The following is a 25,888-nucleotide window of genomic DNA, read 5'->3' on the forward strand; positions in this document are numbered from 1 at the left end:
GCCGGGGACCGTATGATCAAATACGGTCCCTGCCGATTTTCCTGACGCCGGGAACATGGCGGACCCGGCGGATCAGGCGGGCCAGATGTATCCGGTCATCGACCTGTACCGTGAATTTCAGCAAGTTGAATTCACCTTGCGTTTCCATTTCGACAGCGGTGATATTGGCATCCGATCCGCTGATTTCGGCCGTTACTCTGGCCAGAATGCCTTTTTCCTCGACAACCAGCAAACGCAGGTAGCAGTCGAAGCTCCGGTTCAATTCCTCTCCCCAGTCGACATTGATCCATTTTTCCGGTTCTTTCGCCACCAGTTTCTTGGCATGCAGGCATTCCGCGTTGTGTACCACAAGTCCGCGAGTCATATTGAGCTCGCCGATAATCGTATCTCCCGGAATAGGCAAACAACATGTTGCCAGCTGGACATTGATCCCCTCACTGCCATAGATGATGACCGGTTCGACTTTTTGCGGTTCTTCCTCGATGACCATTCCCGGTTTGTGGCCGATTTCATCGAATAGTCCGGCTATCCGGCGGGCGACGAGTACCGCAAGCCGTTTCCCGGTACCGATATCAATATAAATATCGTCAAGGGTTTTGGAACCTGTTTCGTACAGCAGCCTGTCGATGACGGGCTGTGGAATCCCGGCTTCGTTCAGGTGGATGGATTTCAGTGATTGTTGCAGGAGCCGCTGACCGAGTTTGATAGAGTCGGCCTGATTGACCGAGCGCAGATAACTTCTGATGCGTGAACGGGCTTTTCCTGTCTTGACGAATTCCAGCCAGGACGGTGTCGGATGAGCGTTGGGCGATGTAATGATTTCGACGATATCGCCATTTTGCAGTTCTGTTCTCAGCGGAACGACACTGTTATTGATCTTGACCGAAGCGGTATGGTCGCCGATATCAGAATGGATATTGTAGGCAAAATCCAGCGCGGTTGCGGTCCGGGGCAAAGCGATGATTTTGGACTTCGGGGTGAAAACATATACGGAGTCCTTGAAAAGATCGACTTTGATATGTTCGATGAATTCGGTGGAATTGCCGGTTTGCTGCTGAATGTCCAGCAGGGACTGGAGCCAGCCCAGACTGTTTTTCTGAAGATCGGTCAGGGATTCGTTTCCTGTCTTGTACAGCCAATGGGCGGCGATGCCTGTTTCGGCGACATGATGCATATCCTGCGTTCTGATTAAGAAATCAACCGGATCGCCGTACGGACCGACTACGGTGGTATGCAGTGACTGGTAATTGTTCAGTTTCGGTATGGCGATGAAATCCTGTATCTTGCCCGGGATGGGTTTGTATAATGCATGCAGAATGCCCATAGCCATATAACACTGCGGAATGCTGTCCACGACAATCCGGAAACCGTAGATATCCCGTATTTGCGAAAAGGGAAGATTCTGGCTGCGCATGGTGCGGTATATGCTGTACAGGGTTTTTTCGCGGCCATAGATTTCGGCATGTATACCGTTTTCTTTCAGGGCGTTGCTGACAGCCGAATGTACTGTTTCAATGAGGGAGCGGCGGTCGCTTCGCGAAGCTCTTACGGCTTTTAAAAGTGTTTCGTGACGGAAAGGGTGCAGATTGTAAAATGACAGATCCTGCAATTCACGGAAGAGCTTGTTGATGCCAAGACGGTAGGCGATCGGGACATAGACTTCCATGGTTTCGAGCGCGATACGGTGACGTTTGGACAGGGACATGACATCCAGTGTCCGTATATTGTGCAGGCGGTCCGCCAGTTTGACCAGGATGACCCGGACATCGCGGGCCATTGCCAGCAGCATTTTCCGGAAATTTTCGCCCTGCGCGTCGACATAGGTCTTGAACTGGAGTTTTTCCAGTTTTGACAGGCCGTCGACCATTGCCGCAACCGGGGCACCGAACCGTTCGATCAGCTCTTCCAGCTTGACTCCCTGATCCTCGACTACGTCATGCAACAGCGCCGCCATAATGGCCTGGGCGTCCAGTTTCCAGTCGGCACAGATTTCTGCAACGGCCAGAGGATGGGAAATGTAAGGTTCCCCCGATTTCCGGAATTGTCCCAGGTGTTTTTCATCGGCGAAACGGAAAGCGTTTCGTATCTGCTTCATTTCGCCTGGAGAAATATAACTCTCCAGTTTTTTTGACAAATGGGAAAAAGTGACTATTTCGGGTTTCGGGGGGGATACTATGAGACCGGTACTGTCAATCTGGTTAACAGGCCAAGAAGAATAACTGAGATCAATTTTATGATCCAAATTGCTTTCAGATGGCGTTGTGGTCATTTGTGTATCCATTGTATTGATGGCAGCACTTGCCAAACAAGACAGCAGGAAAATATGTCCTGTTCCCGATATGTCCCGTTCCTGTCATGGAACCGGCATTCAGCTCGGTACTTTTTTCAGCATTTCCAGACCGATTTTTCCTGCCGCGATTTCGCGCAGTGCCAATACCGTCATTTTGTCCTTCGCCTCGACTTTCGGGGTATGCCCCTGCAACAACTGGCGGGCACGATATGTCGCGCAAAGGGTCAGTTCAAAACGGTTCGGAATTTCTTTCAAGCAATCTTCTATAGTGATACGGGCCATTTTCTATCCTGCAAATATAATCCGGATTTCATTTTACAAACCAGTGCTGCACGGGATGCCGAATTGGGCAAACAATTCCCTGTTTCTGATCGCCTGCCGGCTCATTCTGCATCTTGCCGTTTCGACAATTGCAGCCAGTTTGGCTAATGCCAGATCGAAGTCATGATTGATGATAACATAATCGCATTCGGATGCATGCCTGATCTCCTCGCCGGCAGCTTCAATCCGTTGTTTTATGATTTCTGGGGAGTCCTGTCCCCGTTTGTTCAGCCGTTCTTCCAGTGCGGAAATCGATGGCGGCAGAATGAAAACGCTGACCGTTTCGGGAAAAAGCCTGCGGATTTGCCGCGCGCCCTGCCAGTCGATTTCCAGCAAGGTGTCGTATCCGGCATTCAGCTGATTCATAACGGATACTCTTGATGTTCCGTAATAGTTTCCGTGTACGGTGGCATGTTCGAGGAACTCGCCCTGTTCAAGCCTTTTTTTGAAATCTTCAACCGTCGTGAAGTGATATTCACGCCCGTTTTCCTCACCCGGACGGGGTGGCCGGGTGGTATGCGATACGGAGAGATGCAACGAGGGGTCTTTCCGGATTAATGCAGCAAGCAAGGACGATTTCCCGGCTCCGGAGGGAGCGGTCACGGTAAAAAGCGAACTGCCTGCAAAAGATGGTGCGATTTGTGTCATTGGGAGCGGTTTTTCAGAAAACGGAAGCGGTTTGTCCGGAAATGCCTTACCAGAATTGCCACCACGGGTTTTCCTTGGCGTTGCCGCCATAAGGGATTTTGCTGTCAGGGTAATTCTGTTTGAAAATGCGGTTTGCATCGTTGCTCAGATCGTAAAGTCCCAGTTTCTTGTACGATTCGGCGAGGATGTATAATGCTTCTTCAACGACGAAGGAATCCGGATAATTGCTGATGGCGCGTTGTGCACGGTTTGCCGCTGCCAGATAGGCGCCGCGGCGGTAGTAGTATTTGGCTACATGGATTTCATATTTTGCCAGCATCGTGACCAGATATTTCATGCGGTATATGGCGTCTTTTGAATAGACACTGTCCGGATACCGGGTGACCAGCAGCTTGAAAGAGTCGAAGGCGTCCTGCGCCGCTTTCGGATCTCGTTCGGAGAGATCCTGACGGAAAGCGAAATTCAGCAGGCCGACGCGGTCATTGAAGTTGATCAGCCCGCGCAGATAGTACATATAGTCGATGTTCGGATGATTGGGATGCAGCTTGATGAAACGTTCAACGGCTGCCAGTGCCTGTGCCGGTTCGTTGTCGCGATAATAGGCATAGGCGATATCGATCTGGGCCTGCTGTGCGAAAACACCGAAAGGATAGCGGGATTCGAGTTTTTCGTAATATTCAATCGCTTTTTCATAGTTGCCGGACCGCATTTCATCCTTCGCTTCGCGATACAATTTGCCTGCCGGCCAGGATGCCGTTTCATCTATTTTTTCAGGTAGCAGACCGCAAGCGGCCAGTGAAACAGCCAGTAAAAAAAGGGCAAGAAGTTTTAACAAATTCTTTCGCATAATATTTGCAAACGGCGGATTGGCCTGGAAAAACGTTTAGTTTCAGAATTATAGCCGATAGGACTCAATGTGACTGAAAAACCGGACAGCTCGTACATAAACCGTACTGAAACGGATGAAGCAGAGATATTAACAGAACAGGAACCGGTTCGGTTTGTTTTGTCCCTTGAAGAAGGCGGAAAACGGCTGGACAAAATTGTGGCAGGGCGTCTGGAACAGTATTCCCGCAGCCGTATCCAGCGCTGGATAGAAAAGGGCCATGTCACGGTCAATGGCAAACCCGCACAGGCAAAACAGACGATGGTCGGAGATGAAGAGATCGTGGTTTTTCCCCAGCTTGCCGAGGAAGAACTTGCATTTGCACCTGAACCGGTCGAATTTCCCGTTGTTTTCGAAGATGACGATATGGTGGTTGTCAACAAGCCGGCAGGTCTGGTTGTACATCCTGCTGCCGGTAACTGGTCCAAAACGCTGTTGAATGGCCTTTTGTTCCGATACCCGCAAAGCGTTTCCGTTCCCAGGGCCGGGATTGTTCACCGGCTCGACAAGGAGACGAGTGGTCTCATGGTTGTGGCCAGAACGCTTGAGGCGCAAACGCATCTTGTCAGACAACTGCAAGCCAGAACGGTCAGGCGGGAATATCTGGCGCTGGTATGGGGCGAAGCGCCTGAGTCCGGTACGATCGACCAGCCTGTCGGACGGCATCCGAGAGACCGGATCAAAATGGCCGTTTTGCAGACGGCTTCAGGGAAACCGGCGATTACCCATTACCGGCGCCTTGAAACGGGAGTTTGTCATGGCAGTCCGGTCAGCCTGATAAAATGTCGTCTTGAAACAGGGCGAACTCATCAGATCAGGGTGCATATGCAATTTGCCGGCCATCCCCTGGTGGGCGATCCGCTTTATGGAAAATCCCATCTGGCGTCCGTTTTTCATCGGCAGGCATTGCATGCTTTCAGGCTGGGACTCGTGCATCCTTCAAGCGGCCGCCCCTGTGAATGGATGGCGTTGCTGCCGGATGACATGAGGAACCTGCTGAACCAGTCGATGATTTCCGAAAGGGAGCAATGGTATGAATCCGATTATTCCTGAATGGCCTGTACCCGATTGTGTCAAGGCTTTTTCGACCTTGCGTGATGGCGGTTTCAGCCTTTCGCCCTATCATGGCGGCATATCGGGTACCGGAGGGTTGAATTTCGGATTGCACGTCGGCGACGATCCGGTGAAAGTGCGGGAAAACAGGGCTCTTCTGAAAAAGATGCTTCCATCGGAACCTGTCTGGCTCAATCAGATTCATGGCGTCAATGTCGTCGATGCGGCAAAATGTGCCGGGGCGCCCGATGCGGATGCTTCATATACTTCTGCGAAAAATGTCGTATGCGTGGTCATGACGGCGGATTGTCTGCCTGTCCTGTTGTGCGCGTCTGACGGAATGGTTGTGGCTTCTGTCCATGCCGGCTGGAGGGGACTGGTAGCGGGTGTGCTGGAAAAAGCGGTCGAGGCAGTCCGGAAAATAAGCGGTTCGGAGATTATGGCATGGCTGGGGCCTGCGATCGGTCCCGATGCATTCGAGGTCGGAGAGGATGTCAAAATTGCTTTTGTCCGGAAAGACAGACGGATGTCCGCGGCCTTCAAGCGGAATGGAACGAGGGACGGAAAATATCTGGCCGATATTTATGCACTTGCCAGACAGATTTTGAACGGAGTGGGTATTGTCCGGATTTATGGCGGCGATTTCTGTACCGTATCTGATCCGGGACGTTTTTATTCCTACCGCAGGGATGGTGTGACGGGAAGGATGGCGACAGGGATATGGATAGCTTCGTAGAAGCTGTTTGAATGCCATGGCGTTTTCCATGTCGCGGGAAAGTGTTATAAACAGTCATTTCGTTTCGGTCGTGCCGGAATTGCCACATCCGGTATCGCCGGACCAATGGGCGGAATGAAGTGTGTGGCGAATCAGTGAGTGAAAATGGATAAACGGAGAACGATCGGGTTTGTTTCGCTGGGGTGCCCCAAGGCACTGGTCGATTCGGAAAGGATTCTGACGCGATTGCAGGCGGAGGGGTATGAAACGGCGGAAACTTATGAGGATGCCGGTCTGGTGATCGTCAATACGTGCGGTTTTATCGATGCAGCGGAAATGGAGTCGCTGGAAGCCATTGCCGAGGCGCTTGAAGAAAACGGAAAAGTGATTGTCACCGGGTGTCTGGGCGCCAAAAAGAACAGCCAGGGAGCGGGATTCATCAAAAGTGTCCAGCCGAAGGTGCTGGAAGTGACGGGGCCGGATTCTGTACAGGAAGTGATGGATGCGGTTCATCGTCATTTGCCGCGTCCGCATGAGCCGTTTATCGATCTGGTCCCTCCGGCCGGGATCAAACTGACGCCAAGGCATTATGCCTATCTGAAAATTTCCGAAGGATGCAGCCATCATTGTACTTTTTGCATCATTCCGGATCTGCGGGGCGATCTGGTGTCTTATCCGGTCGGCAAGGTGCTGGATGAGGCGGAATTGCTGTTTAAATCAGGAGTGAAAGAGCTTCTGGTGATTTCACAGGATACGGGGGCATACGGTCTCGATATCAAGTTCAGGACAGGATTTTGGGGCGGAAGACCGGTCAAAACCCATGTGACGCAACTGACCGGGCAGCTTGGTCGTCTGGCGCGAAAATATGGCGGTTGGGTTCGGCTGCATTACATTTACCCCTATCCGCATATTGATGATCTGATTCCGATAATGAATGAAGGCGGGGTTCTGCCGTATCTGGATGTTCCATTCCAGCATGCCCATCCGGATGTCCTGAAACGCATGCGACGACCCGCCAGTGGTGAAAGGCATCTTGAGCGTATTGCCGCATGGCGGAAGATGTGTCCGGATATCACGATCCGTTCGACTTTTATCACCGGTTTTCCGGGGGAAACGGAACAGGAGTTCCGTTATCTGCTGGATTTTCTGAAAGAAGCGCGGATCGACCGGCTGGGGTGTTTTCCCTATTCTCCTGTCGAGGGGGCGAAAGCCAACGAATTGCCGGGAGCGGTGCCGGAGGAAGTCCGGGAGGAAAGGCGGGCTCGCCTGATGCAATTGCAGGAAGAGATTTCCTATGAACGTCTGCAGAAAAAAGTCGGAAAAACGATCCGGGTGCTGATCGATGAAACGATAAGAGGTGGCGCGATCGGCCGTTCATCTGCCGATGCGCCGGAAATCGATGGTGTTGTCTATGTCCGCAAACCGAAAGGTATGCGGCGCAAGCTGATGCCTGGTGAATTTGTCGATGTGATTGTCCGGAAAACGGACGCACATGACCTGTGGGGCGAGATGCTGCCACAATACGGAAAGATCAGTGTCATGCCATTTAAGGAAGCGGAGGTGCCGGTATGAAAAAATCCTTGTCGAAAGAAACCCTGATCAACCACTGTGAGTATGTCGCACCGGAAGGGTTTGCGGCATTTCCCGAACCGGTATACCGTGCTTCCACAGTGATATTCGACAGTGTGGAAGCCTTGCGTTCGCGGGAATGGATCGGACGGGATTCCTATACTTATGGATTGCATGGTACACCGACTACTTTTACGCTGGAGGCACAACTGGCTGAAATCGAAGGTGGAAAACATGCCGTTCTGGCGCCGAGTGGCCTTGCGGCGATCAGCATTGTCGATTTCGCTTTTTTAAAAAGTGGGGACGATGTCCTGATTCCCGAGAATATCTATAATCCGAATCGTGAGCTGGGAAACTGGCTCTCCAGGGATTTCGGCGTCGGTGTCCGTTATTATGATCCGATGATCGGAGCCGGTATTGCGGAATTGCTGAAGGACAATACACGGCTTGTCTGGACGGAAACACCGGGATCGGTCACGATGGAAGTGCCGGATATTCCCGCCATCAGCCAGGCAGCCCATGCGAGGGGAGCGCTGGTCGTTCTGGACAATACCTGGTCGGCCGGTCTGGTTTTCGATGCGTTCGGGCATGGTGCCGATGTCGTGGTTCAGGCGGCGACAAAATATCAGGGGGGTGCATCCGATCTGCTGATGGGGGCCGTCATTACCCGGGATGACGAATTGTTCCGCAAAATCAGCATGGCGCACATGAGGTTGGGAATGGGGGTCGGAGCGGATGATGCCTATCTGGTATTGCGCAGCCTGCCTTCCATGAAAGTCCGTTTCGCAAAAAGCGGTGAATCGGCCATGATCGTGGCCAACTGGCTGAAAAAGCGTCCGGAGATCAGCAAAATACTGCATCCCGCTTTCGATGATTGTCCGGGACATGATGTTTACCGACGGGATTTTACGGGATCTGGCGGTCTGTTTTCGGTTTTGTTTGATGAACGTTATACCGAAGCGCAGACCGACCGGTTCCTCGAGACACTGAAACTGTTCAAACTGGGATTCAGTTGGGGAGGAACGCACAGTCTTTCTGTACCCTATCGTATTCGTTCCGATCGTCGTGACTGGATGCAAAGAGGAAACCAGCTGATCCGTTTTTATGTCGGGCTGGAAGACCCGCAGGATCTGATTGCGGATCTTGAACAGGCAATGCGTGTTCTCGATTAAATGAGAAAGCGGCCGGGTGCCTTGGCCGGTTTTTCTTTGGGAGCGGCCGCCATTCTCAGGCGGCCAAGCAGTGTACCGGGATCATTTTCAATGACCAGCGATTCGGTATATTTTTCACGGACAAATCCTTCTTTCGCGAAATGGCCGACCAGTTCGATCAGGCAATCGTAGTAGTTGTTGACGTTATAGATACCGATCGGTTTTTCATGCAGTCCCAGTTGTGACCAGGCCGATGTTTCGAACAGCTCTTCCATCGTGCCGATTCCACCCGGAGCCGCGATGAAACCGTCGGCCAGATCGGCCATCATGGCCTTGCGCTCATGCATATCCTTGACGATGTAAAGACGTGTCAACTCTTCATGAGCCAGCTCCTTTTCCATCAGATCTTTCGGAATGATGCCGGTCACTTCTCCACCCAGACGGAGCATTTCATCGGCTAAAATCCCCATCAGACCCACTTTCCCGCCACCATAGACCAGCGCGATGTTTTCGTCGATCATTTTGCGGGCGAGCTGGCGCATGGCATCAGCGTATACTTCGGCGGCACCCGTCGAGGAACCGCAATAAATACAGATTGATTTCAACATGAATAGCTTTGTCAGGAGTTATCGAATGACCGGCGATTTTGTCAGATGGCGGGAAGAAACGACACGCCGCATCGGCCGAATGGCTGTCATCCATTTCTGTTCCAGCCAGCAATAATAAAAGCGAAACAAAGTTCCGGCAAGTCAGGCGTTGTCAATAAAAAAACACGATTTGAAAATAATGTTTTGATAAAAACTTACTTAAGGTTAGAATTATTTCGAGGATAAGGGAAATTACGAGCCTGAAAGTTTTGCGTTTTCATGTATGGACCATAAAGATGGCATGAAATATGCAAGGCAGAGGGAGTTTTTTTCTATTATCTTTTGAGGAACAGTAATGAAACCATTAAAAAGTTTTGCTTTCTCAGCTATGGCTTTGTCACTATTAATGGCTACCGGTACTGTCTCGGCCGAAAAATCGCCAGGCAAGTATTGCGATACGCCATCCCGCTGTATCAATCCCATCACCAAATACGGTGCCGTCACTTCTCCCAATTATCTGGCTTCTGTCGCCGGCCTGGAAGTATTGCAGAAAGGCGGTAATGCTGTCGATGCCGCGATTGCCGTCGCGTCGACCATGAATGTCGTTTATCCCCAAATGACGACACTTGGCGGCGACAATTTCTGGCTCATTTACAATGCCAAGACAAAAGAAGTGAAGGCATTGAATGCCAGTGGACGGGCCGGGGAATTGGCAACTATCGACTTCTACAAGAAGAAGGGATACGACAAGATCCCGTCAAGAGGTTATCTGGCCGCCAATACCGTTCCGGGTACAGTTTCCGGATGGGATGCCGCGCACAAGTATGCGCGTGCCAATATGAGCAACGCAGGTTTGCCGTGGAAAGATCTGTTTGACAGCGCGATCCTTTATTCGCAGAAAGGCTTTCCTGTCACGGCATCGCTGGCACGCTGGGAAGAAATCAACGTCGATCCGAAGGATTCCGAATTCCGGAATCTGCAGCGTTTCTCCGGATTCAAACAGACTTACCTGAAACCGGATGGTTCGCCTTACAAGGTCGGCGAAATCATGAAATTGCCCCAGCTAGCAAACACATACAAACTGATTGCCGAAAAGGGTGCCAATGAGTTCTACCGGGGATCTATCGCGAAAAAAATCGTCGCCGATCTGCAGAAACACGGCGGTGTGCTGACATTGAACGATTTCGCCAAACATACGGCTGACTGGGTTGAACCGTTGTCTGTCGATTATCGGGGTTACAAGGCTTACAATCTGCCGCCCAATACCCAGGGTATGGCTTCGCTGGAAATCCTGAATATCCTGAACAACATCGATGTCAAGAAGCTGGGTGAAGGCACCACGGATTACTATCATGTCATGGTCGAAGCGACAAAACAGGCGTTTGCCGATCGTGACAAATATCTGACTGATCCGAAGGAAGCCAAGATACCTCTGGATTTCCTGCTTTCCAAACAGCACGGCAAAGACCAGGCTGCACGCATCAGCATGAGCAAGGCTGCCGCTACGGTCAAACCGCTTGATCCGAAGGGCGATACGGTCTGGATCGGGGTTGTTGACAAGGATGGAAATGCCGTTTCTCTGATCCAGAGTATTTACCACGATTTCGGTTCGGGCATTGTTCCGGAAGGTACCGGTGTTCTCCTGCAGAACCGTGGCAGCTTCTTCTCGCTTGATCCGGCACACATCAATCACCTGAAACCGGGCAAACGGACTTTCCATACCCTGAATGCCGCCATGCTTCTGAAAGACAAGAAACCGTTCCTCGTTTACGGTACGATGGGTGGGGAAGGCCAGCCGCAGACTCAGGCTGCCATTGCTACCCGGGTAGTTGATTTCGGCATGTTCCCGCAGGATGCCGTTGCAGCACCACGCTGGCTGCATGGCAGAACATGGGGTGCCGCTTCCAACGATCTCAAGATGGAAGGTCGTATTCCTCAGGCAACGCTTGACGAAATGAAGAGACGTGGTCATCCGGTCGCTGAAGTTGACGATTACACTGATACGATGGGTCATGCCGGCGCGATCATGATCGATCCTGAAACCAATCTCCGCTACAGTGCAACCGATCCACGTGGCGACGGTCTGGCTGTCGGATATTGATTTCAAGTCGGGTTTTCCTGTTGCACAGGAAACCATGCAGAAACGGCATATGGAAACATATGCCGTTTTTTTATGCTCATGAAAATTTCAGGCAATAATGAAAAACAGGAATAGTGATATTTTGCCTTGAGGTGATGAAAAAACCGGCCGATATTGGCCGGTTTCATGTACGTACTGGAATTTAATTCTTTTGGGAAGTGACAGGCGTCAGACGGGTAAGTCCTCCCATGTAGGGTTGCAGGGCTGTCGGGATGGTGACACTGCCGTCAGCCTGCTGGAAATTTTCCAGAAGGGCGACCAGTGTACGACCGACAGCCAGACCGGAACCGTTCAATGTATGGACCAGTTCCGGACGGCCTTTTTCATTTCTGAATCTTGCCTGCATCCGTCGTGCCTGGAAAGCCTCGCAGTTGGAGACGGATGAAATTTCGCGGTAGGTATTCTGTGCCGGCAGCCAGACTTCCAGATCGTAGGTTTTTGCTGCGGAAAATCCCATGTCGCCGGTAGAAAGCGAAACGACCCGGTAAGGCAGACCCAGTTTCTCGAGAATACGTCCGGCATTCTTGACCATTTCTTCCAGTGTTTCATACGATTTGTCTGGATGGACGATCTGGACCATTTCGACCTTGTCGAACTGGTGCTGTCTGATCATGCCCCGCGTGTCGCGGCCGTAGCTGCCGGCTTCGGAACGGAAACAGGGAGTGTGAGCAGTCAGTTTGATCGGCAACTGGTCGGCAGAAAGAATTTCACCCCGTACCGTATTGGTCAGGGTCACTTCCGCTGTCGGAATCAGGTAAAGGTTTTCGCTTTCGCCGTCTTGTCCTCCTTTTCTGGCAGCGAACAGGTCTTCCGCGAATTTGGGCAGCTGGCCTGTTCCGTAAAGACTGTCGGCATTGACCATATAGGGGGTATAACATTCGGTATAACCGTGTTCCATTGTCTGGACATCCAGCATAAACTGGGCAAGCGCACGGTGCAGACGCGCCATATTCCCGCGCATGACACAAAACCGTGCACCGGTCAGTTTCGTCGCCGTTTCAAAATCCAGTCCAAGCGGAACGCCGATATCGACATGATCTTTCACTTCGAAATCGAATACTCTCGGGGTACCGACCCGCCGGACCTCGATATTGGCCGATTCATCCGCACCGACAGGGACCGATTCATGAGGGAGATTCGGGATAGTGAGCATGAATTCGGACAGTTTCGCCTGCAGTTCAGATAGGGCCGTTTCGTTGGCTTTCAGCTTCTCGCCGATACCTCCCACTTCCGCCATGACGGCAGAAGTGTCTTCTTTTTTGCTTTTCAGAATGCCGATCTGTTTGGAAAGGGCATTGCGTCGGGCCTGCATTTCTTCAGTTTGTGTCTGAAGCTGGCGGCGCTGTGTCTCGAGTGCATTGAATGTGGCTACATCGAGTTCGAAATTACGGGGTTTGAGTCTGGCTGCGACAGCGTCAATATCCTTGCGAAGGAGCTGAATGTCGATCATGGTAAGAACAATAGTGACAAAAATCACATTGTATCAACTTGCACGTTCTTTGGAAAAATTTAATCTCCGGTATCGGTCGCAATGTATGGCAATGGGGGAAGTGTTTCCGGGATGGTTGGCATGCGCACCGGATAAGACACTATGAAAAACGGAAACAAAACTGCCGGGACAAAGCGATTCTGTTTCATCGCACATTTACTTGCGGGAATTATCTTGCAATAATAAATGCCCCATAACAGGCGAGTAAACGTCTTTTGGTGGGAAAACGCACCGGCAAGAGGCGGGTGTCGTACCGTTTTGGATCATCGAAAGCGGCGGAACGGTTTTTGCCTGTGCATTGTTTGATATTTTATTTTTTGATTGGACGTTTCAATGAAACAAAGTCTTGAAGAGTTTTTGGAAGGCGTTAAGCAGCGCGATCCCAACCAGCCTGAGTTCCTTCAGGCGGTTACGGAAGTCATGGAAAGCCTGTGGCCTTTTATCGAGAAAAATCCGAAGTATGCCGATCAGAATCTGTTGCGCCGTCTGGTAGAACCGGAACGCATCATTCAGTTCCGTGTATCCTGGGTTGACGACAAAGGTGAAGTGCAGGTCAACCGCGGTTACCGCATTCAGCACAGTTCGATGATTGGACCGTACAAGGGAGGGTTGCGTTTCCATCCTTCCGTCAATCTGTCCATCCTGAAGTTCCTGGCATTTGAACAGACGTTCAAGAATGCATTGACGACCCTGCCGATGGGAGCGGGCAAAGGCGGTTCCGATTTTGATCCGAAAGGCAAGAGCGACAATGAAATCATGCGTTTCTGCCAGGCGTTTGTCTCCGAACTGTACAGACATGTCGGTGCCGATACGGATGTTCCTGCCGGCGATATCGGCGTAGGTGGCCGTGAAGTCGGTTTCATGGTCGGCATGTATAAAAAACTGGCCAATCGCACAGATTGTGTTTTCACCGGCAAGGGTCTCTCATTCGGTGGTTCCCTGATCCGTCCGGAAGCAACCGGTTACGGTACCGTTTATTTCGTTGAAGAAATGCTGAAACGGGTCGGCAAGAGTCTCAAGGGCATGCGCGTTTCCGTTTCGGGTTCCGGCAATGTCGCGCAATATGCCGTTGAAAAAGCCATGCAGTTGGGGGCAAAAGTCGTTACGGTTTCCGATTCGGGCGGCACAGTTGTCGATGAAGCGGGCTTCACTCCGGAAAAACTGGCCAAACTGATGGAAATCAAGAACATCAAGTATGGCCGTTGCAGTGAATATGCTGCGGAAGTCGGAGCGCAGTTCATTCCGAATGCAAGACCGTGGAATGTTCCTGTCGATGTCGCATTGCCATGCGCAACGCAGAACGAACTGGATGAAAACGATGCCAAGACGCTGATCAAGAACGGCGTTGTTTGTGTGGCGGAAGGCGCCAATATGCCTTCGACGATCGAAGCAGCCAAACTGTTCGAAGATGCACGCATTCTGTACGCTCCGGGCAAGGCAAGCAATGCAGGGGGTGTCGCGACTTCGGGTCTGGAAATGTCGCAAAACGCCATTCGCTTGTCCTGGACACGCGAAGAAGTGGATCGGCATTTGAACGAAATCATGAAGAACATTCACAATGCATGTGTCAAATACGGTACTCGTGCTGACGGATCGGTCAGCTATATCAGCGGCGCGAACATCGCCGGTTTTGTCAAGGTGGCGGATGCCATGCTGGCACAAGGTGTTATCTAAAAGAAATTCACCTCAACAAGGGGACCCGGGGAAAAAAGGATCCGGGTCCTTTTTTTGCCTGTCTCCGGTCGCGGACCATCAGTTTTTGCCGCCGTCTTTGCGAAGTCTTTCCGCAAGGGCGGTCACGATGTTCATCAGAAGCACCCTGTCCTGTTCGGATAATGGTCCGAACAACTCCTGAAGATGTCGGGCATGATCCGCCGATCTCAATGCCGCGTTCATCAACAGTTCGTCTGTCTCGCAATCGAAAATTTCAGCCAGCTCGACCAGTCTGACGATATTCGGGGTGACTGTTTTCCACGTTCGATTCGTGAAACGGCTTCATAGCCGATATTCAATTTTTCCGCCACGTTTTCCTGCGTCAATCCTTTTTCCATCCTTTTTTTCGCGTTGAAATCTCCATTCATACCGAATGGTTTGGTATCCAAATGGCGGCAGGAAGTATTTATAGGGTTGAATTCAACTTGTCAGGTTGAGATTCAACCTGTTTTCAGTTAAACATTTTTATTTAATTGAATACAGGGAATTTCACTGAAACGGAGTGTAGGCGGTCAGATCTTTTCAGTGAGTTCTTGACGCTCATGATCTCATATTCCATTCAGTTTTTTCCCTTGCCCGCTTTCCTGTCCAGCTCGGCCAGCCAGTCCAGTTTTTCGCCGATTTTCTTTTCAAGCCCGTAGGGGGTCGGCCGGTACCATTGCATTTCAGGCATGCCTTCCGGGAAATAGGTTTCGCCGGCTGCGTAGGCGTTAGGCTCGTCATGGGCGTAGCGGTATGCATGGCCGTAACCCAGCTCTTTCATGAGTTTTGTCGGCGCGTTTCGGAGATGGACAGGAACTTCGCGGCTTTTGTCCTGTTTCACGAAAGCACGCGCCTGATTGTAGGCCATGTATCCGGCGTTGCTTTTGGCGGCGACTGCCAGATAGATGACGGCCTGTGCCAGTGCCAGTTCGCCTTCAGGACTGCCCAGCCTTTCGTAAGTCGTTGCCGCGTCGTTGGCGATCTGGACGGCACGTGGATCGGCAAGGCCGATGTCTTCCCAGGACATGCGGATGATGCGCCGGGCCAGATAGCGGGGGTCGGCGCCTCCGTCCAGCATGCGCGCCAGCCAGTAAAGCGCTGCATTCGGGTTGGACCCCCGGACGGATTTGTGCAGTGCCGAAATCTGATCGTAGAAGTTGTCGCCCTTGTTGTCGAAACGGCGCATGGCGTCTCCCAGTGTTTCCTTTAGCAGAGCGACACTGATTTGCCTGTCCTGTCTCGCCTGTGCCGCCTGGGCGGCGATTTCGAGACGGTTCAGCAGGCGGCGGGCATCGCCGTCTGCACTCATGACCAGCATGGTTTGCGCTTCAGATGATATGGACAGGCCATCCAGTTCTTTTTCCAGTGCTCGTTCAAGCAGTGTTTTCAGATGGTCGTCATTCAACGATTTGAGCACGTAAACGGCTGCGCGGGACAAGAGGGCGTTATTGACTTCAAAAGACGGATTTTCGGTGGTTGCACCGATAAACGTGACAAGACCGCTTTCGACGTGAGGCAGAAAGGCGTCCTGCTGGCTTTTGTTGAACCGGTGGACTTCATCGACAAAAAGGATCGTTCTTCGTCCGGAATTCGAACGGATCAGGCGGGCGCGTTCAACGGCATCGCGGATGTCCTTGACGCCGGAAAGAACCGCTGACAGGGCCATGAATTCGGCGTTGAAACCGTCGGCCATCAATCTGGCCAGTGTCGTTTTCCCGACGCCGGGTGGTCCCCACAGGATCATGGAGTGGGGTTCTCCGGACTCGAAAGCGATGCGCAACGGTTTCCCTGTTCCGAGAAGATGTTCCTGACCAACGACATCGTCGATGGTTGTCGGGCGTAACCGTTCAGCCAGTGGAGCTTGGGACATAATTGGAAAATGGCAAATACTGAAAGGGACAGTCTATATGATGGAGTGGCAGGAAGGCAAAAAGGTTTCGTTTTTTTTGCAGGCTGTACCGTAATCAGCGTGCATTCCTGTCGGCCGATACCGGATGCGGCTTGTGGAGATGCATTGGGTTGTGTTGCTGAAACCGAAGAGATGATTTTACCCTGAAACGGTTTGTGGATTACCATTCTCTTTTATGTGAATAACCGGATTCAACCATGAATGATCAGTCAATAACCCATCCATCGGGATTTCCCGATGCGGATCTGACAGAAACGGAGCTCGATGGCGAAATCGTCTATGAAGGCAGCTTTTTCAGGGTACGAAAAGACAGGGTCCGGCTGCCGGATGGAGGTGTCGCGACACGCGAATATATCCGTCATCCCGGTGCCGTCGTGATTTTGCCGCTTTTCGACGATGGAACCGTTCTGGTGGAACGACAGTTCCGTTATCCTGTGAAACGGATTTTTATTGAATTTCCCGCAGGAAAAATCGATCGTGGGGAAGACAGGCTGGCCAGTGCCAAACGGGAACTGGAGGAGGAAACCGGTTATACCGCTTCGTCGTGGCAATTCGTGACGACGATTCACAATGCCATTGGTTATTCCGATGAAGCCTTGTCCATTTATCTGGCAAGAGGTTTGCATGCCGGTGCGGTACGACTTGACGACGAAGAATTCATCCAGACCTTCAGGATACCGGTGACGGAGTTGCTTGATTGGGTCAGAACGGGGCAGGTAACCGATGTCAAAACAGTAATCGGCGCTTTTTGGCTTGAAAAAATTGCCAACGGTCAATGGGATGCCGAAAAAATTGTGTAATGGTTCAAATTATGGTTTATGATGGAATCCGTCGTTTTTGAGGTACAGGTAGTGTACGGTATCAAGACTGTCATTTCTGTTTTTGCTTCAAACGATGGTAGAGGCGAAAGCCTGGTTTAATTGAAATAGGAAATTTGTAATGGCAACTGGTACTGTAAAATGGTTTAACGATTCCAAGGGTTTCGGATTCATCACTCCTGACGAAGGTGGCGAAGATGTTTTCGCCCATTTTTCTGCCATCAAGGCGGACGGTTTCAAATCCCTGAAAGAAAACCAGCGGGTTTCTTTCGATATTACGACTGGTCCGAAAGGCAAGCAGGCTTCCAATATTACCGTTATCTGATTGACGGATAACAGCAGGCGGCTGGCCTGTTTCCGGATTTCCTGCCTTTTCAGGAAAAAGGGGTGATTTGTCGTCTGCAGGCGGGAACATGGATCCATGTTCCCGCTTTTTTTTACGGGAAACGAGTTTTTTCTGTCGTCTGTCCGGTCTGACGAATGAATGACGGCGAAAAAGTGAAAAACAAGTCTTCAGGACGGGATTTTAAACATTTTCCGCGAAACAGCCACCAGCCAGATGATGACGCACGATGTTCCGGCACACAGACTGATGGTTCCGACCGCCATCGTCAGAACCGGCCAGTTCAGGGAACACAACATCATGGAAAGACTGCCGAAGAGCAGGGCAACACATCCCCAGAGAGAACCGACCGTTCCGTTGTCTGTATCCATCTGGTTCATGATCAGCATGGTGCCGGCCGGTCTGCATGCGCTGCCGAAGAAGGTGACAGGGACATAGAGCAGGGCGAAGGCAAAAGGATTGATGGCACCGAATATCAGGATCAGGGAGCCGGAGACGGCAACACAGCCGAAACAAACCGTCAGGAAAAGCAGACGTGGCAGTTTGCGAAGAACTCGCATGTAAAGAATGGGGGCCAGCATCGCGAAGCAGCCGTTGAAGGCGAAGAAGTAACTGTATTTCTCGGCCGACAGGTTAAACAGGTTCATGTAAATGAAAGAGGATGTGGACAGAAACGACATCACCGGCATGACCATGAGCGAGAAAATGATGAGCAGAACCAGATATCCCCTGTTGCGCAGGACAAATCCGATCCGTCCCAGTGACTGGAAGGCCGATCCGGCAGTCGGATTTTCAAGCGTTTCTTTCAAAAACAGGGAAATGGTGAATGCCAGAATGCCGCAGAATGCCAGAACGACGAAAAGTCCGCGCCAGGAAACGAATTTCAGCAGAAAAGCGCCGATAACCGGCGCCAGCATGGGACAGAGGATGGTCAGTGTCTGTATCCAGACAAGAACTTTTTCCATGACAAGTCCCTTGAAATTGTCCTTGACAATCGCCATGGAGACAGCCTGAATGGCGCCGCTGCCGATTGCCTGGATGACCCGTCCGGTGATCAGAAGATAGATGCTGGTGGAAAAGACGCAGACAAGGCTGCCGGTGATATAGAGCGACAGTCCCAGATAAAGGATCGGTTTGCGGCCGTATTTGTCGGTGAACGGTCCCCATAGCAGCATGGAAATGGCGAAAAACAGCATGAAGAAGCTGAGTGTGAAATTGGTCAGTTCAGGGGTTGTCGAGAAAAAACCGACCATTTTGGGCATCGCAGGCAAATACAGGTCGATAGAAAGCGGAACAAAGGCGCTCAGAAAAGCCAGAAAGGCGATCAATCCTCTGGCACCCAGAGGAAATACACCTGGGCGCAACGCTTCATTTTCTTCCTGCATCATAGATAGTGTCCGGCATTAGGTTGTCAGTCAAAACCGGATGACGGCTGGCAACTTGCCCGGCCGTCATGGTTTTTCATCAATATAAGGGTTGTTCGAATAACAGGTGGCGAGGACGCCATTATACGGTCTTCTTCAGGAGAGATCGTGACAGTGAACAGAAGTTTCGGTGTACGGATGGACCGTGTCAATAAACTCTTCTGGTCAATACGTATCAAATTGTTACAGCGTTGCAGCAGAAAAGTTTTTTCTTCCGTCCGGATATAAAATCGTTTATGCGGCAGGAAAAAAAGAACGTTGCCGGCAGGGCTCAGTCAATCATCAGTTTGCGTATACTTTCCGGAAGAGGAGTCGATTTGCCGGTTTTGGGGTCGACCCAGACAACTTTGGAACCGCCGATGGCACAGATGGTATCCGGGGTGTCGCTGCGCCGGATTTCCTGTACGATATCAAAACTCGACCGGCCTGGAGAGCCGGCGTATGTTCTGATCTCGATTTCCCCCGGATAGGCGAGCGGTGCGTAATAGGTGCAGTAACAGTGAACGACGACAGTTTCCAGACCGGCGTTTTCCCCGCGGCCGATATGGGAGTACCATTCGATGCGGGCCTGTTCCAGGTAACGGAAAAAAACGGCGTTGTTGACATGGCCCATGGCATCCATATCGCCCCAGCGGATGGGAATGCGGGAAACGAAAACCGGTTTTTTTTCGGATAATCGGGCGCTCGTCATGTTGATTTTCTCCTTTATCACTTTGAAATTAACAGTTTGCCCGATATCATGTCATGATTTTGCGGTAAGCTCCATTACCGTCCATTTGCATTGACTGAATTTGTTATTTTAGAGATGACCCAACAAGAATTGCCGGGTACGGAAGCGTTTGGTCCACGCGAGGCCATGGAATATGATGTGGTGATTGTCGGTGCGGGGCCTTCCGGTCTGTCTGCCGCTATCCGGATCAAACAGCTGGCCCGCAAAAGCGGACAGGATTTTTCGGTTTGTGTCCTTGAAAAAGGTTCGGAACCCGGTGCGCATATTCTTTCCGGCGCCGTGATGGATCCTGTTGCCCTGTCCGAACTGTTTCCCGACTGGAAGACCATGGGTGCCCCGGTAACCGTTCCGGTTTCAGAAGACCGTTTTCTTTTTCTGGGAGAAAAAATAGCCTGTAAAACACCCGAATGGATGTTGCCGAAAGCGATGCGCAACAAGGGCAATTATGTCGTTTCACTGGCCAATTTTGTACGCTGGCTGGCACAACAGGCGGAAGAGCTCGGTGTGGACGTTTTCCCCGGATTCGCCGCCACAGAGGTGCTCTATGGTGAAAACGGTGTGGTCAGGGGAGTCGCCACAGGCAATATGGGGGTGGGAAAAGACGGAAAACCGACCAGTGCATTCCAGCCGGGAATGGAGCTTCATGCACGCTATACCCTGTTTGCGGAAGGAGCGAGAGGGCAGCTTGGGCGGCAGATCATTGACCGGTTCGGTCTCGATCGTGGCCGCGATCCCCAGAGTTATGCGATCGGTATCAAGGAAATCTGGCGGGTCAGACCATCGGTTCACCAGCCCGGGCTGGTGATGCACACAGTCGGATGGCCGCTGGATGCCGGCACTTATGGCGGTTCGTTCATGTATCACATGGACAATAACGAGGTGGCGGTCGGATTTACGGTGGGACTGGCATATAGAAATCCTTGGTTGTCGCCGTTCGAGGAATTCCAGCGTTACAAGACCCATCCGGCGATCAGGGGCGTTCTTGAGGGGGGCGAACGGCTTGCCTATGGCGCCCGCGCAATTGCGGCAGGCGGCATTCAGGCATTGCCGGAAATCATTTTTCCGGGGGGAGCTCTTCTGGGGTGTGATGCCGGCTTTATGAATGGCGGGCGTATCAAGGGAATCCATGCCGCCATCAAGTCGGGGATGCTTGCCGCCGATGCGGTTTACGCGGCGCTGGCTGAAAACAGGCGGCAGGATATGTTGAATGCGTATCCCGATGCGTTCCGACAGTCATGGCTTTATGACGAACTGTTCAAAATCCGCAATTTCAAGCCGTGGATGGGAACCAATCTGTATGTCGGGACGCTGATGTTCGGTATCGATCAAGTTGTTTTCAGGGGGAAAGCCCCCTGGACGCTTCATCGCAGGAAAGCCGATCATGAATATCTGTTGCCGGCATCCCGATGCCGGCCGATCAGTTATCCCCGGCCTGACGGAAAACTGACGTTTGATATCGCGTCCTCACTGTACCTGTCCGGGACGATGCATGAGGAAAACCAGCCCCCTCATCTGACACTGAAAGACCGGGATGTGCCGCTGAAGGTCAATTTACCCGTTTATGCCGGTCCCGAGACGCGATATTGCCCGGCAGGCGTTTACGAGTACATAAAAGGTTCCGATGGCACCATGCGGCTTCAGATCAATGCGGCGAACTGTTTGCATTGCAAGACATGCGATATCAAGGATCCGACCGGCAATATTGTCTGGATCGCGCCGGAGGGGGGAGGCGGCCCGAATTACCCCGATATGTAAGGGCTTTGTGCATAAATAAAACAGCTTTGGGCGAGAACACGTTTTTTTCTGATCCGCTTCGGCGTTTCGGGGGATGGGATGAGGTAAGATGAAGCATCATTCCCTGTAACGCTGACGTTCGGATTCTGGAGAAAACGTGATGCAAAATACAGTAACGCCCACTGATGTACTGGAATGCGTCATTTCCGGTGATTTCCACGATCCTTTTTCTGTTTTGGGTATGCATCGCGAGAGCGGCAGACTGTTTGTCAGGACATTGTTGCCGGGCGCAGTTTCCGTGTCGGTCGTTGATGCCCATTCGGGGAAAGAGCTGGTCAGGATGGAGCGGTTTGCGGATACGGCATTGTTTGATGCGGAAATTCCCGGACGGAAGGAGCCATTTCCCTATCGGCTGAAAATCGATTGGGGAACGCATCGGCAGGAACTGGAAGATGCCTACCGTTTCCCGTGCGTACTGGGTGATATCGATGTCTGGCTGTTGTCGGAAGGGACGCATCATCGGCCTTACGAGAGGCTGGGTGCCCATCCCGCCGTGATGGAAGGAATCGCCGGTGTCAGTTTTGCCGTATGGGCCCCCAATGCACGGCGTGTTTCGGTTGTTGGTGATTTCAATGGCTGGGACGGGCGGCGACACATGATGCGCTACCGTTATGAATGTGGTGTCTGGGAGATGTTCATTCCACATGTCATGCCGGGTGATCTGTACAAGTATGAAATCAAGGATATTGCCGGAGAAATCCGGCTGAAGGCCGATCCATACGCTTTCCGTGCACAGTTGCGTCCGGATACGGCATCTGTCGTGCACGGGTTGCCTCCGGCTGTTCCTTCTGACGAGCGGCGCAAGGCCGCCAATGCGCCGGATGCACCTGTCAGCATATACGAGGTTCATCTGGGGTCCTGGCGTTTGCCGGGGGATGGGCGTCGCTGGCTGACGTACCGTGAACTGGCCGAACAGCTGATTCCGTATGTCAAGAGTCTTGCGTTCACCCATATCGAGCTGATGCCGGTCAACGAATACCCCTATGATGATTCATGGGGGTATCAGTCTACGGGGATCTATGCGCCGACGGCCCGGTTCGGGACACCGGATGATTTCCGTTATTTCGTCGAGGCGGCGCACGACAGCGGGATCGGGGTCATACTGGACTGGGTGCCAGCCCATTTTCCGGCGGATGAGCATGGACTTGTCCGGTTTGACGGGACGGCGCTTTATGAACATGCCGATCCGAAGGAAGGCGTTCATCAGGACTGGGGGAGTATCATCTACAATTATGGTCGTACCGAGGTCAGCAATTATCTGGTGGGCAATGCGTTTTACTGGATTGAGCGGTATGGCGTGGACGGTCTCCGGGTCGATGCGGTGGCTTCCATGTTATACAGGGATTACAGCCGCGCTCCGGGACAATGGGTTCCGAACAAATATGGGGGCCGTGAAAATCTCGAAGCGATCGCGTTTTTGCGGAAACTGAACGAAACCGTAATTGCCGAGCGGCCCGAGGCGGTAACGATGGCTGAAGAATCGACCAGTTTTCCCGGTGTTACCCATCCGGTGCGGGATGGCGGTCTCGGTTTTCACTACAAATGGAATCTGGGATGGATGCACGATACGCTGTCTTATCTGCGCGAGGATCCGTTGTTTCGCAAATACCATCACGACAAGATGCGTTTCGGAATGATGTATGCCTATTCCGAAAATTTCATTTTGCCTCTGTCACATGATGAAGTCGTCCACTGCAAGGGATCGCTGATCGGAAAAATGCCGGGCGATGAATGGCAGCGTTTTGCCAATCTCAGGGCCTACTTCGGATTCATGTGGGGATATCCGGGCAAAAAACTGCTTTTCATGGGAGGGGAATTCGCCCAGTATCGTGAGTGGGATTCGAATGGCAGCCTTGACTGGTATTTGCTGCAGTATCCGTTGCATGCAGGCATGCAACGGCTTGTCCGCGATCTGAATACGGTGTACCGGGATTTCTCTCCCCTGCACAGGCTGGATTATGATCCGCAAGGTTTTGAATGGATCATTCATGACGACACGGACAGTTCGGTTTTCTGTTTCATGCGGCGCGACGGGGAGAAACAGTCTGTCATCGTGATAAGCAATTTCACGCCGGTACCCCGTTACGGGTACCGTATCGGGGTTGCCGAACCGGGATGGTATCGCGAAATTATCAATACCGATGCCGCCATTTATGGTGGCAGCGGTGTTCACAATCATGAATTGCCGGCACAGCCGGTTCCGTCAAACGGAATGCCATGGTCGCTGGAAGTGACGGCACCTCCGCTGGCAACCTGCATGCTGGTCAGAAAGGATAGCTGATGGAAACGGACAGCAATACCCGGCTGGAACCCGGAAAATCTTCTCCGCTGGGAGCGTACTGGGATGGCAATGGTGTCAATTTTTCACTGGCCGCTCCGTCGGCCAAGGCCGTCACCCTTTGTTTGTTCGACGAGACTGGCCAGGAAGAACTGGCACAATTGTCATTGAATCCTTCCGAAGAGGGAATCTGGTCCGGTTATCTGCCCGGGGGAGCCCCGGGACTGGTTTACGGTTATCGCGTTTCGGGTGTGTATTCTCCCGAAAAGGGACAGCGCTTCAATGACAGGAAAGTGCTTCTCGATCCTTATGCCCGTCTGATTGTCGGACGTTATGAGGGACAGGACGAATTTTCGGATGCATCGGATACCGATACGGGAGCGATGGCATTGAAAGGCAGGGTGATCCACGAAATATATGACTGGGGCGATGACGTGCCGCCTCATGTTCCTTCCGGACAGATGATACTCTATGAATTGCATCTGAAAGGGTTTACCAAACGCCATCCCGGTATCCCGGAAGAAATACGGGGAACATATGCGGCACTTGCCGAGCCCGTCATTCTGGATTATCTGGAGAAACTGGGCATTACTTCTGTGGAATTGTTGCCCGTTTTCGCCATGGCTGACGAAGCCCGTCTGACACGGGAAGGCCGGGTCAATTACTGGGGATACAATACGATCGGTTTTTTCGCACCCGAAAACCGTTACTGGTCGGGGCGTCCCGGTACAACACCTGTTTCCGAGTTCCGGGATATGGTCAGGGCGTTGCACAGCCGGAAAATCGAAGTCATTTTGGATGTCGTATACAATCATACGGCCGAAGGCAACGAGGATGGTCCGACGCTCTCTTTCAAGGGAATCGACAATGCCATGTATTATCATTTGCGGCCGGATAATCCCGCCTGTTATGAAAACTGGTCGGGATGCGGGAACAGCCTGAATCTGGGACATCCGCACGTTCTGAAAATGGTGATGGATTCACTCAGGTACTGGGTGACGGAAATGCATGTCGATGGTTTCCGTTTCGATCTGGCGCCGACACTGGCCCGGGAAAAACGGGAATATTCCATTAACGCCGGTTTCTTCAGGGCGATTGCCGGGGATCCGGTATTGTCCCGCGTCAAACTGATTGCCGAGCCCTGGGATCTGGGACCTGAGGGGTATCAGCTGGGCGGTTTTCCGTTCGGATGGTTTGAATGGAATGACAAGTTTCGCGATTGTATGCGCTCGTTCTGGCTGCATCAGGGGTCTTCGCTGACTGAATTCGCACAGCGTTTCATGGGATCGCAGGATTTTTTCGGCGCACGCGAAAGGTTGCCGGCGGCCAGTATCAATTATGTGACTTCGCATGACGGATTCACCATGAAAGACCTTGTCAGTTACAACCACAAGCATAATGAGGCCAACGGCGAGAACAATCGGGATGGATCGGATCACAATCTCAGCTGGAATTGCGGGGAGGAGGGGGAAGCCGTCCTGCGGGAAGTCATCTTGCGTCGCGAGAAGCTGAAACGGTCCTTGTTGGCGACGCTGATACTTTCGCAAGGAACGCCGATGCTGGTCGCCGGTGATGAATTCGGTCAGACGCAAAACGGCAATAACAATCCTTACTGTCAGGATAACGAACTGACCTGGCTGAACTGGGAGCAGGCCGATACCGGGTTGCAGGATTTCGTGGCGCAACTGATTTCATTGCGCAAGACCCATCCGGCACTGGGGCAGAACAAGTGGTTTACTTCCGAACATTCGGATTTTGTCATGCCGGATGCCGGTATCCGCTGGCTGTCGCCCAATGGGGGTGACCAGCTGGGACGCCAGTGGAGCAACAAGCGGCTTTTCAGTATGGGGATCCTGATTCGCGCAAATGATGGTTCCCATCCATGTCTTATATTGCTGAATGCTTCGGTTCAGCCGGTAATTTTCCGTCTGCCACCGGGACGCTGGAAAGTATTGTCGGACAGCAGTTCCACATTCGAAAACGGGGCGAATCTTGAATTTCAGGCCCTGTTGCCGGGGCATACCATTATGCTGGCGGTTCCATGACAA

22 protein-coding genes are annotated in these 25,888 nt (G+C 52.0%); 11 read left to right on the forward strand and 11 right to left on the reverse strand.

Features of this window, described 5'->3' with window-relative positions; all coding sequences use genetic code 11:
- Positions 1 to 16: 16 nt before the first annotated feature.
- The 4 genes from NB647_RS02880 to NB647_RS02895 all read right to left on the reverse strand — a co-directional run bounded on the left by NB647_RS02880 (position 17) and on the right by NB647_RS02895 (position 4,106).
- Complete coding sequence (locus tag NB647_RS02880) at positions 17 to 2,269, reverse strand: RelA/SpoT family protein (RefSeq protein ID WP_416143444.1); 2,253 nt, start codon at positions 2,267 to 2,269, stop codon at positions 17 to 19.
- 99 nt (positions 2,270 to 2,368) lie between these two features.
- Positions 2,369 to 2,572 carry a DNA-directed RNA polymerase subunit omega gene (gene rpoZ / locus NB647_RS02885; RefSeq protein ID WP_269265052.1) on the reverse strand — a complete coding sequence of 68 codons (204 nt, stop codon included), beginning with the start codon at positions 2,570 to 2,572 and terminating at the stop codon, positions 2,369 to 2,371.
- A 33-nt stretch (positions 2,573 to 2,605) separates the two neighbouring features.
- Complete coding sequence (gene gmk / locus NB647_RS02890) at positions 2,606 to 3,259, reverse strand: guanylate kinase (RefSeq protein WP_269284060.1); 654 nt, start codon at positions 3,257 to 3,259, stop codon at positions 2,606 to 2,608.
- 46 nt (positions 3,260 to 3,305) lie between these two features.
- Positions 3,306 to 4,106, reverse strand: coding sequence for an outer membrane protein assembly factor BamD (locus NB647_RS02895; protein WP_269284063.1), 801 nt, complete (start codon positions 4,104 to 4,106; stop codon positions 3,306 to 3,308).
- Positions 4,107 to 4,175: 69 nt separating this feature from the next.
- On the opposite strand from NB647_RS02895, the gene NB647_RS02900 reads away from it, so the two are divergent.
- The 4 genes from NB647_RS02900 (at position 4,176) to NB647_RS02915 (ending at position 8,654) form a co-directional block, all read left to right on the forward strand.
- Positions 4,176 to 5,198, forward strand: coding sequence for an RluA family pseudouridine synthase (locus NB647_RS02900; RefSeq protein WP_416143575.1), 1,023 nt, complete (start codon positions 4,176 to 4,178; stop codon positions 5,196 to 5,198).
- Positions 5,179 to 5,934: a peptidoglycan editing factor PgeF gene (pgeF, locus tag NB647_RS02905; protein WP_269284066.1), complete on the forward strand. Its 756-nt coding sequence runs from the start codon at positions 5,179 to 5,181 to the stop codon at positions 5,932 to 5,934. The genes NB647_RS02900 and pgeF overlap by 20 nt, the downstream gene beginning before the upstream one ends.
- Positions 5,935 to 6,078: 144 nt before the next feature.
- Positions 6,079 to 7,485 (forward strand): 30S ribosomal protein S12 methylthiotransferase RimO, encoded by a 1,407-nt coding sequence (rimO, locus tag NB647_RS02910; RefSeq protein WP_269284068.1) that lies wholly within the window; start codon positions 6,079 to 6,081, stop codon positions 7,483 to 7,485.
- On the forward strand, positions 7,482 to 8,654 hold the full coding sequence (locus NB647_RS02915; protein ID WP_269284070.1) for a cystathionine beta-lyase: 1,173 nt from the start codon (positions 7,482 to 7,484) through the stop codon (positions 8,652 to 8,654). Before rimO ends, NB647_RS02915 begins: the two co-directional genes overlap by 4 nt.
- On the opposite strand, the gene NB647_RS02920 is transcribed toward NB647_RS02915, so the two are convergent.
- A complete protein-coding gene (locus NB647_RS02920) occupies positions 8,651 to 9,241 on the reverse strand; it encodes an LOG family protein (RefSeq protein WP_269265060.1) in 591 nt (196 codons plus the stop codon). The genes NB647_RS02915 and NB647_RS02920 overlap by 4 nt on opposite strands.
- Before the next feature lie 334 nt (positions 9,242 to 9,575).
- On the opposite strand from NB647_RS02920, the gene ggt reads away from it, so the two are divergent.
- Entirely contained in the window at positions 9,576 to 11,321 is a 1,746-nt protein-coding gene (ggt, locus tag NB647_RS02925) for a gamma-glutamyltransferase (protein ID WP_269284072.1), read from the forward strand.
- A gap of 181 nt (positions 11,322 to 11,502) precedes the next feature.
- Here ggt and serS read toward each other — a convergent pair whose 3' ends face one another.
- The gene (serS, locus tag NB647_RS02930) at positions 11,503 to 12,810 is read right to left on the reverse strand and encodes a serine--tRNA ligase (RefSeq protein WP_269284074.1); all 1,308 of its coding nucleotides are present in this window, start codon (positions 12,808 to 12,810) and stop codon (positions 11,503 to 11,505) included.
- A 372-nt stretch (positions 12,811 to 13,182) separates the two neighbouring features.
- Here serS and gdhA point away from each other — a divergent pair, with 372 nt between their 5' ends.
- On the forward strand, positions 13,183 to 14,523 hold the full coding sequence (gdhA, locus tag NB647_RS02935) for an NADP-specific glutamate dehydrogenase (RefSeq protein ID WP_269265064.1): 1,341 nt from the start codon (positions 13,183 to 13,185) through the stop codon (positions 14,521 to 14,523).
- Between the two features lie 78 nt (positions 14,524 to 14,601).
- On the opposite strand, the gene NB647_RS10565 is transcribed toward gdhA, so the two are convergent.
- The 3 genes from NB647_RS10565 to NB647_RS02945 form a co-directional block, all read right to left on the reverse strand.
- Complete coding sequence (locus NB647_RS10565; RefSeq protein ID WP_332879829.1) at positions 14,602 to 14,745, reverse strand: hypothetical protein; 144 nt, start codon at positions 14,743 to 14,745, stop codon at positions 14,602 to 14,604.
- Positions 14,745 to 14,930, reverse strand: a complete 186-nt coding sequence (locus NB647_RS10570) for a helix-turn-helix domain-containing protein (protein WP_332879830.1) — start codon at positions 14,928 to 14,930, stop codon at positions 14,745 to 14,747. The genes NB647_RS10565 and NB647_RS10570 overlap by 1 nt, the downstream gene beginning before the upstream one ends.
- A gap of 191 nt (positions 14,931 to 15,121) precedes the next feature.
- Positions 15,122 to 16,414 (reverse strand): replication-associated recombination protein A, encoded by a 1,293-nt coding sequence (locus NB647_RS02945; protein ID WP_269284076.1) that lies wholly within the window; start codon positions 16,412 to 16,414, stop codon positions 15,122 to 15,124.
- A 236-nt stretch (positions 16,415 to 16,650) separates the two neighbouring features.
- Here NB647_RS02945 and NB647_RS02950 point away from each other — a divergent pair, with 236 nt between their 5' ends.
- On the forward strand, positions 16,651 to 17,253 hold the full coding sequence (locus NB647_RS02950) for an NUDIX domain-containing protein (protein ID WP_269284078.1): 603 nt from the start codon (positions 16,651 to 16,653) through the stop codon (positions 17,251 to 17,253).
- Between the two features lie 139 nt (positions 17,254 to 17,392).
- The gene (locus tag NB647_RS02955) at positions 17,393 to 17,596 is read left to right on the forward strand and encodes a cold-shock protein (RefSeq protein ID WP_269265068.1); all 204 of its coding nucleotides are present in this window, start codon (positions 17,393 to 17,395) and stop codon (positions 17,594 to 17,596) included.
- A 188-nt stretch (positions 17,597 to 17,784) separates the two neighbouring features.
- On the opposite strand, the gene NB647_RS02960 is transcribed toward NB647_RS02955, so the two are convergent.
- On the reverse strand, positions 17,785 to 19,002 hold the full coding sequence (locus NB647_RS02960) for a Bcr/CflA family efflux MFS transporter (protein WP_269284080.1): 1,218 nt from the start codon (positions 19,000 to 19,002) through the stop codon (positions 17,785 to 17,787).
- 307 nt (positions 19,003 to 19,309) lie between these two features.
- Positions 19,310 to 19,729, reverse strand: a complete 420-nt coding sequence (locus NB647_RS02965; protein ID WP_269265071.1) for an acyl-CoA thioesterase — start codon at positions 19,727 to 19,729, stop codon at positions 19,310 to 19,312.
- Positions 19,730 to 19,843: 114 nt separating this feature from the next.
- Between NB647_RS02965 and NB647_RS02970 the strand changes: the two genes are divergently transcribed.
- The 3 genes from NB647_RS02970 (at position 19,844) to glgX (ending at position 25,885) form a co-directional block, all read left to right on the forward strand.
- Positions 19,844 to 21,523, forward strand: coding sequence for an electron transfer flavoprotein-ubiquinone oxidoreductase (locus tag NB647_RS02970; RefSeq protein ID WP_269284082.1), 1,680 nt, complete (start codon positions 19,844 to 19,846; stop codon positions 21,521 to 21,523).
- Between the two features lie 139 nt (positions 21,524 to 21,662).
- The gene (glgB, locus tag NB647_RS02975) at positions 21,663 to 23,843 is read left to right on the forward strand and encodes a 1,4-alpha-glucan branching protein GlgB (RefSeq protein ID WP_269284084.1); all 2,181 of its coding nucleotides are present in this window, start codon (positions 21,663 to 21,665) and stop codon (positions 23,841 to 23,843) included.
- Positions 23,843 to 25,885 carry a glycogen debranching protein GlgX gene (gene glgX / locus NB647_RS02980; RefSeq protein ID WP_269284085.1) on the forward strand — a complete coding sequence of 681 codons (2,043 nt, stop codon included), beginning with the start codon at positions 23,843 to 23,845 and terminating at the stop codon, positions 25,883 to 25,885. Before glgB ends, glgX begins: the two co-directional genes overlap by 1 nt.
- Positions 25,886 to 25,888 lie beyond the last annotated feature (3 nt).

It is taken from the genome of Oxalobacter aliiformigenes, from assembly GCF_027116575.1.
GTDB lineage: Bacteria > Pseudomonadota > Gammaproteobacteria > Burkholderiales > Burkholderiaceae_D > Oxalobacter > Oxalobacter aliiformigenes.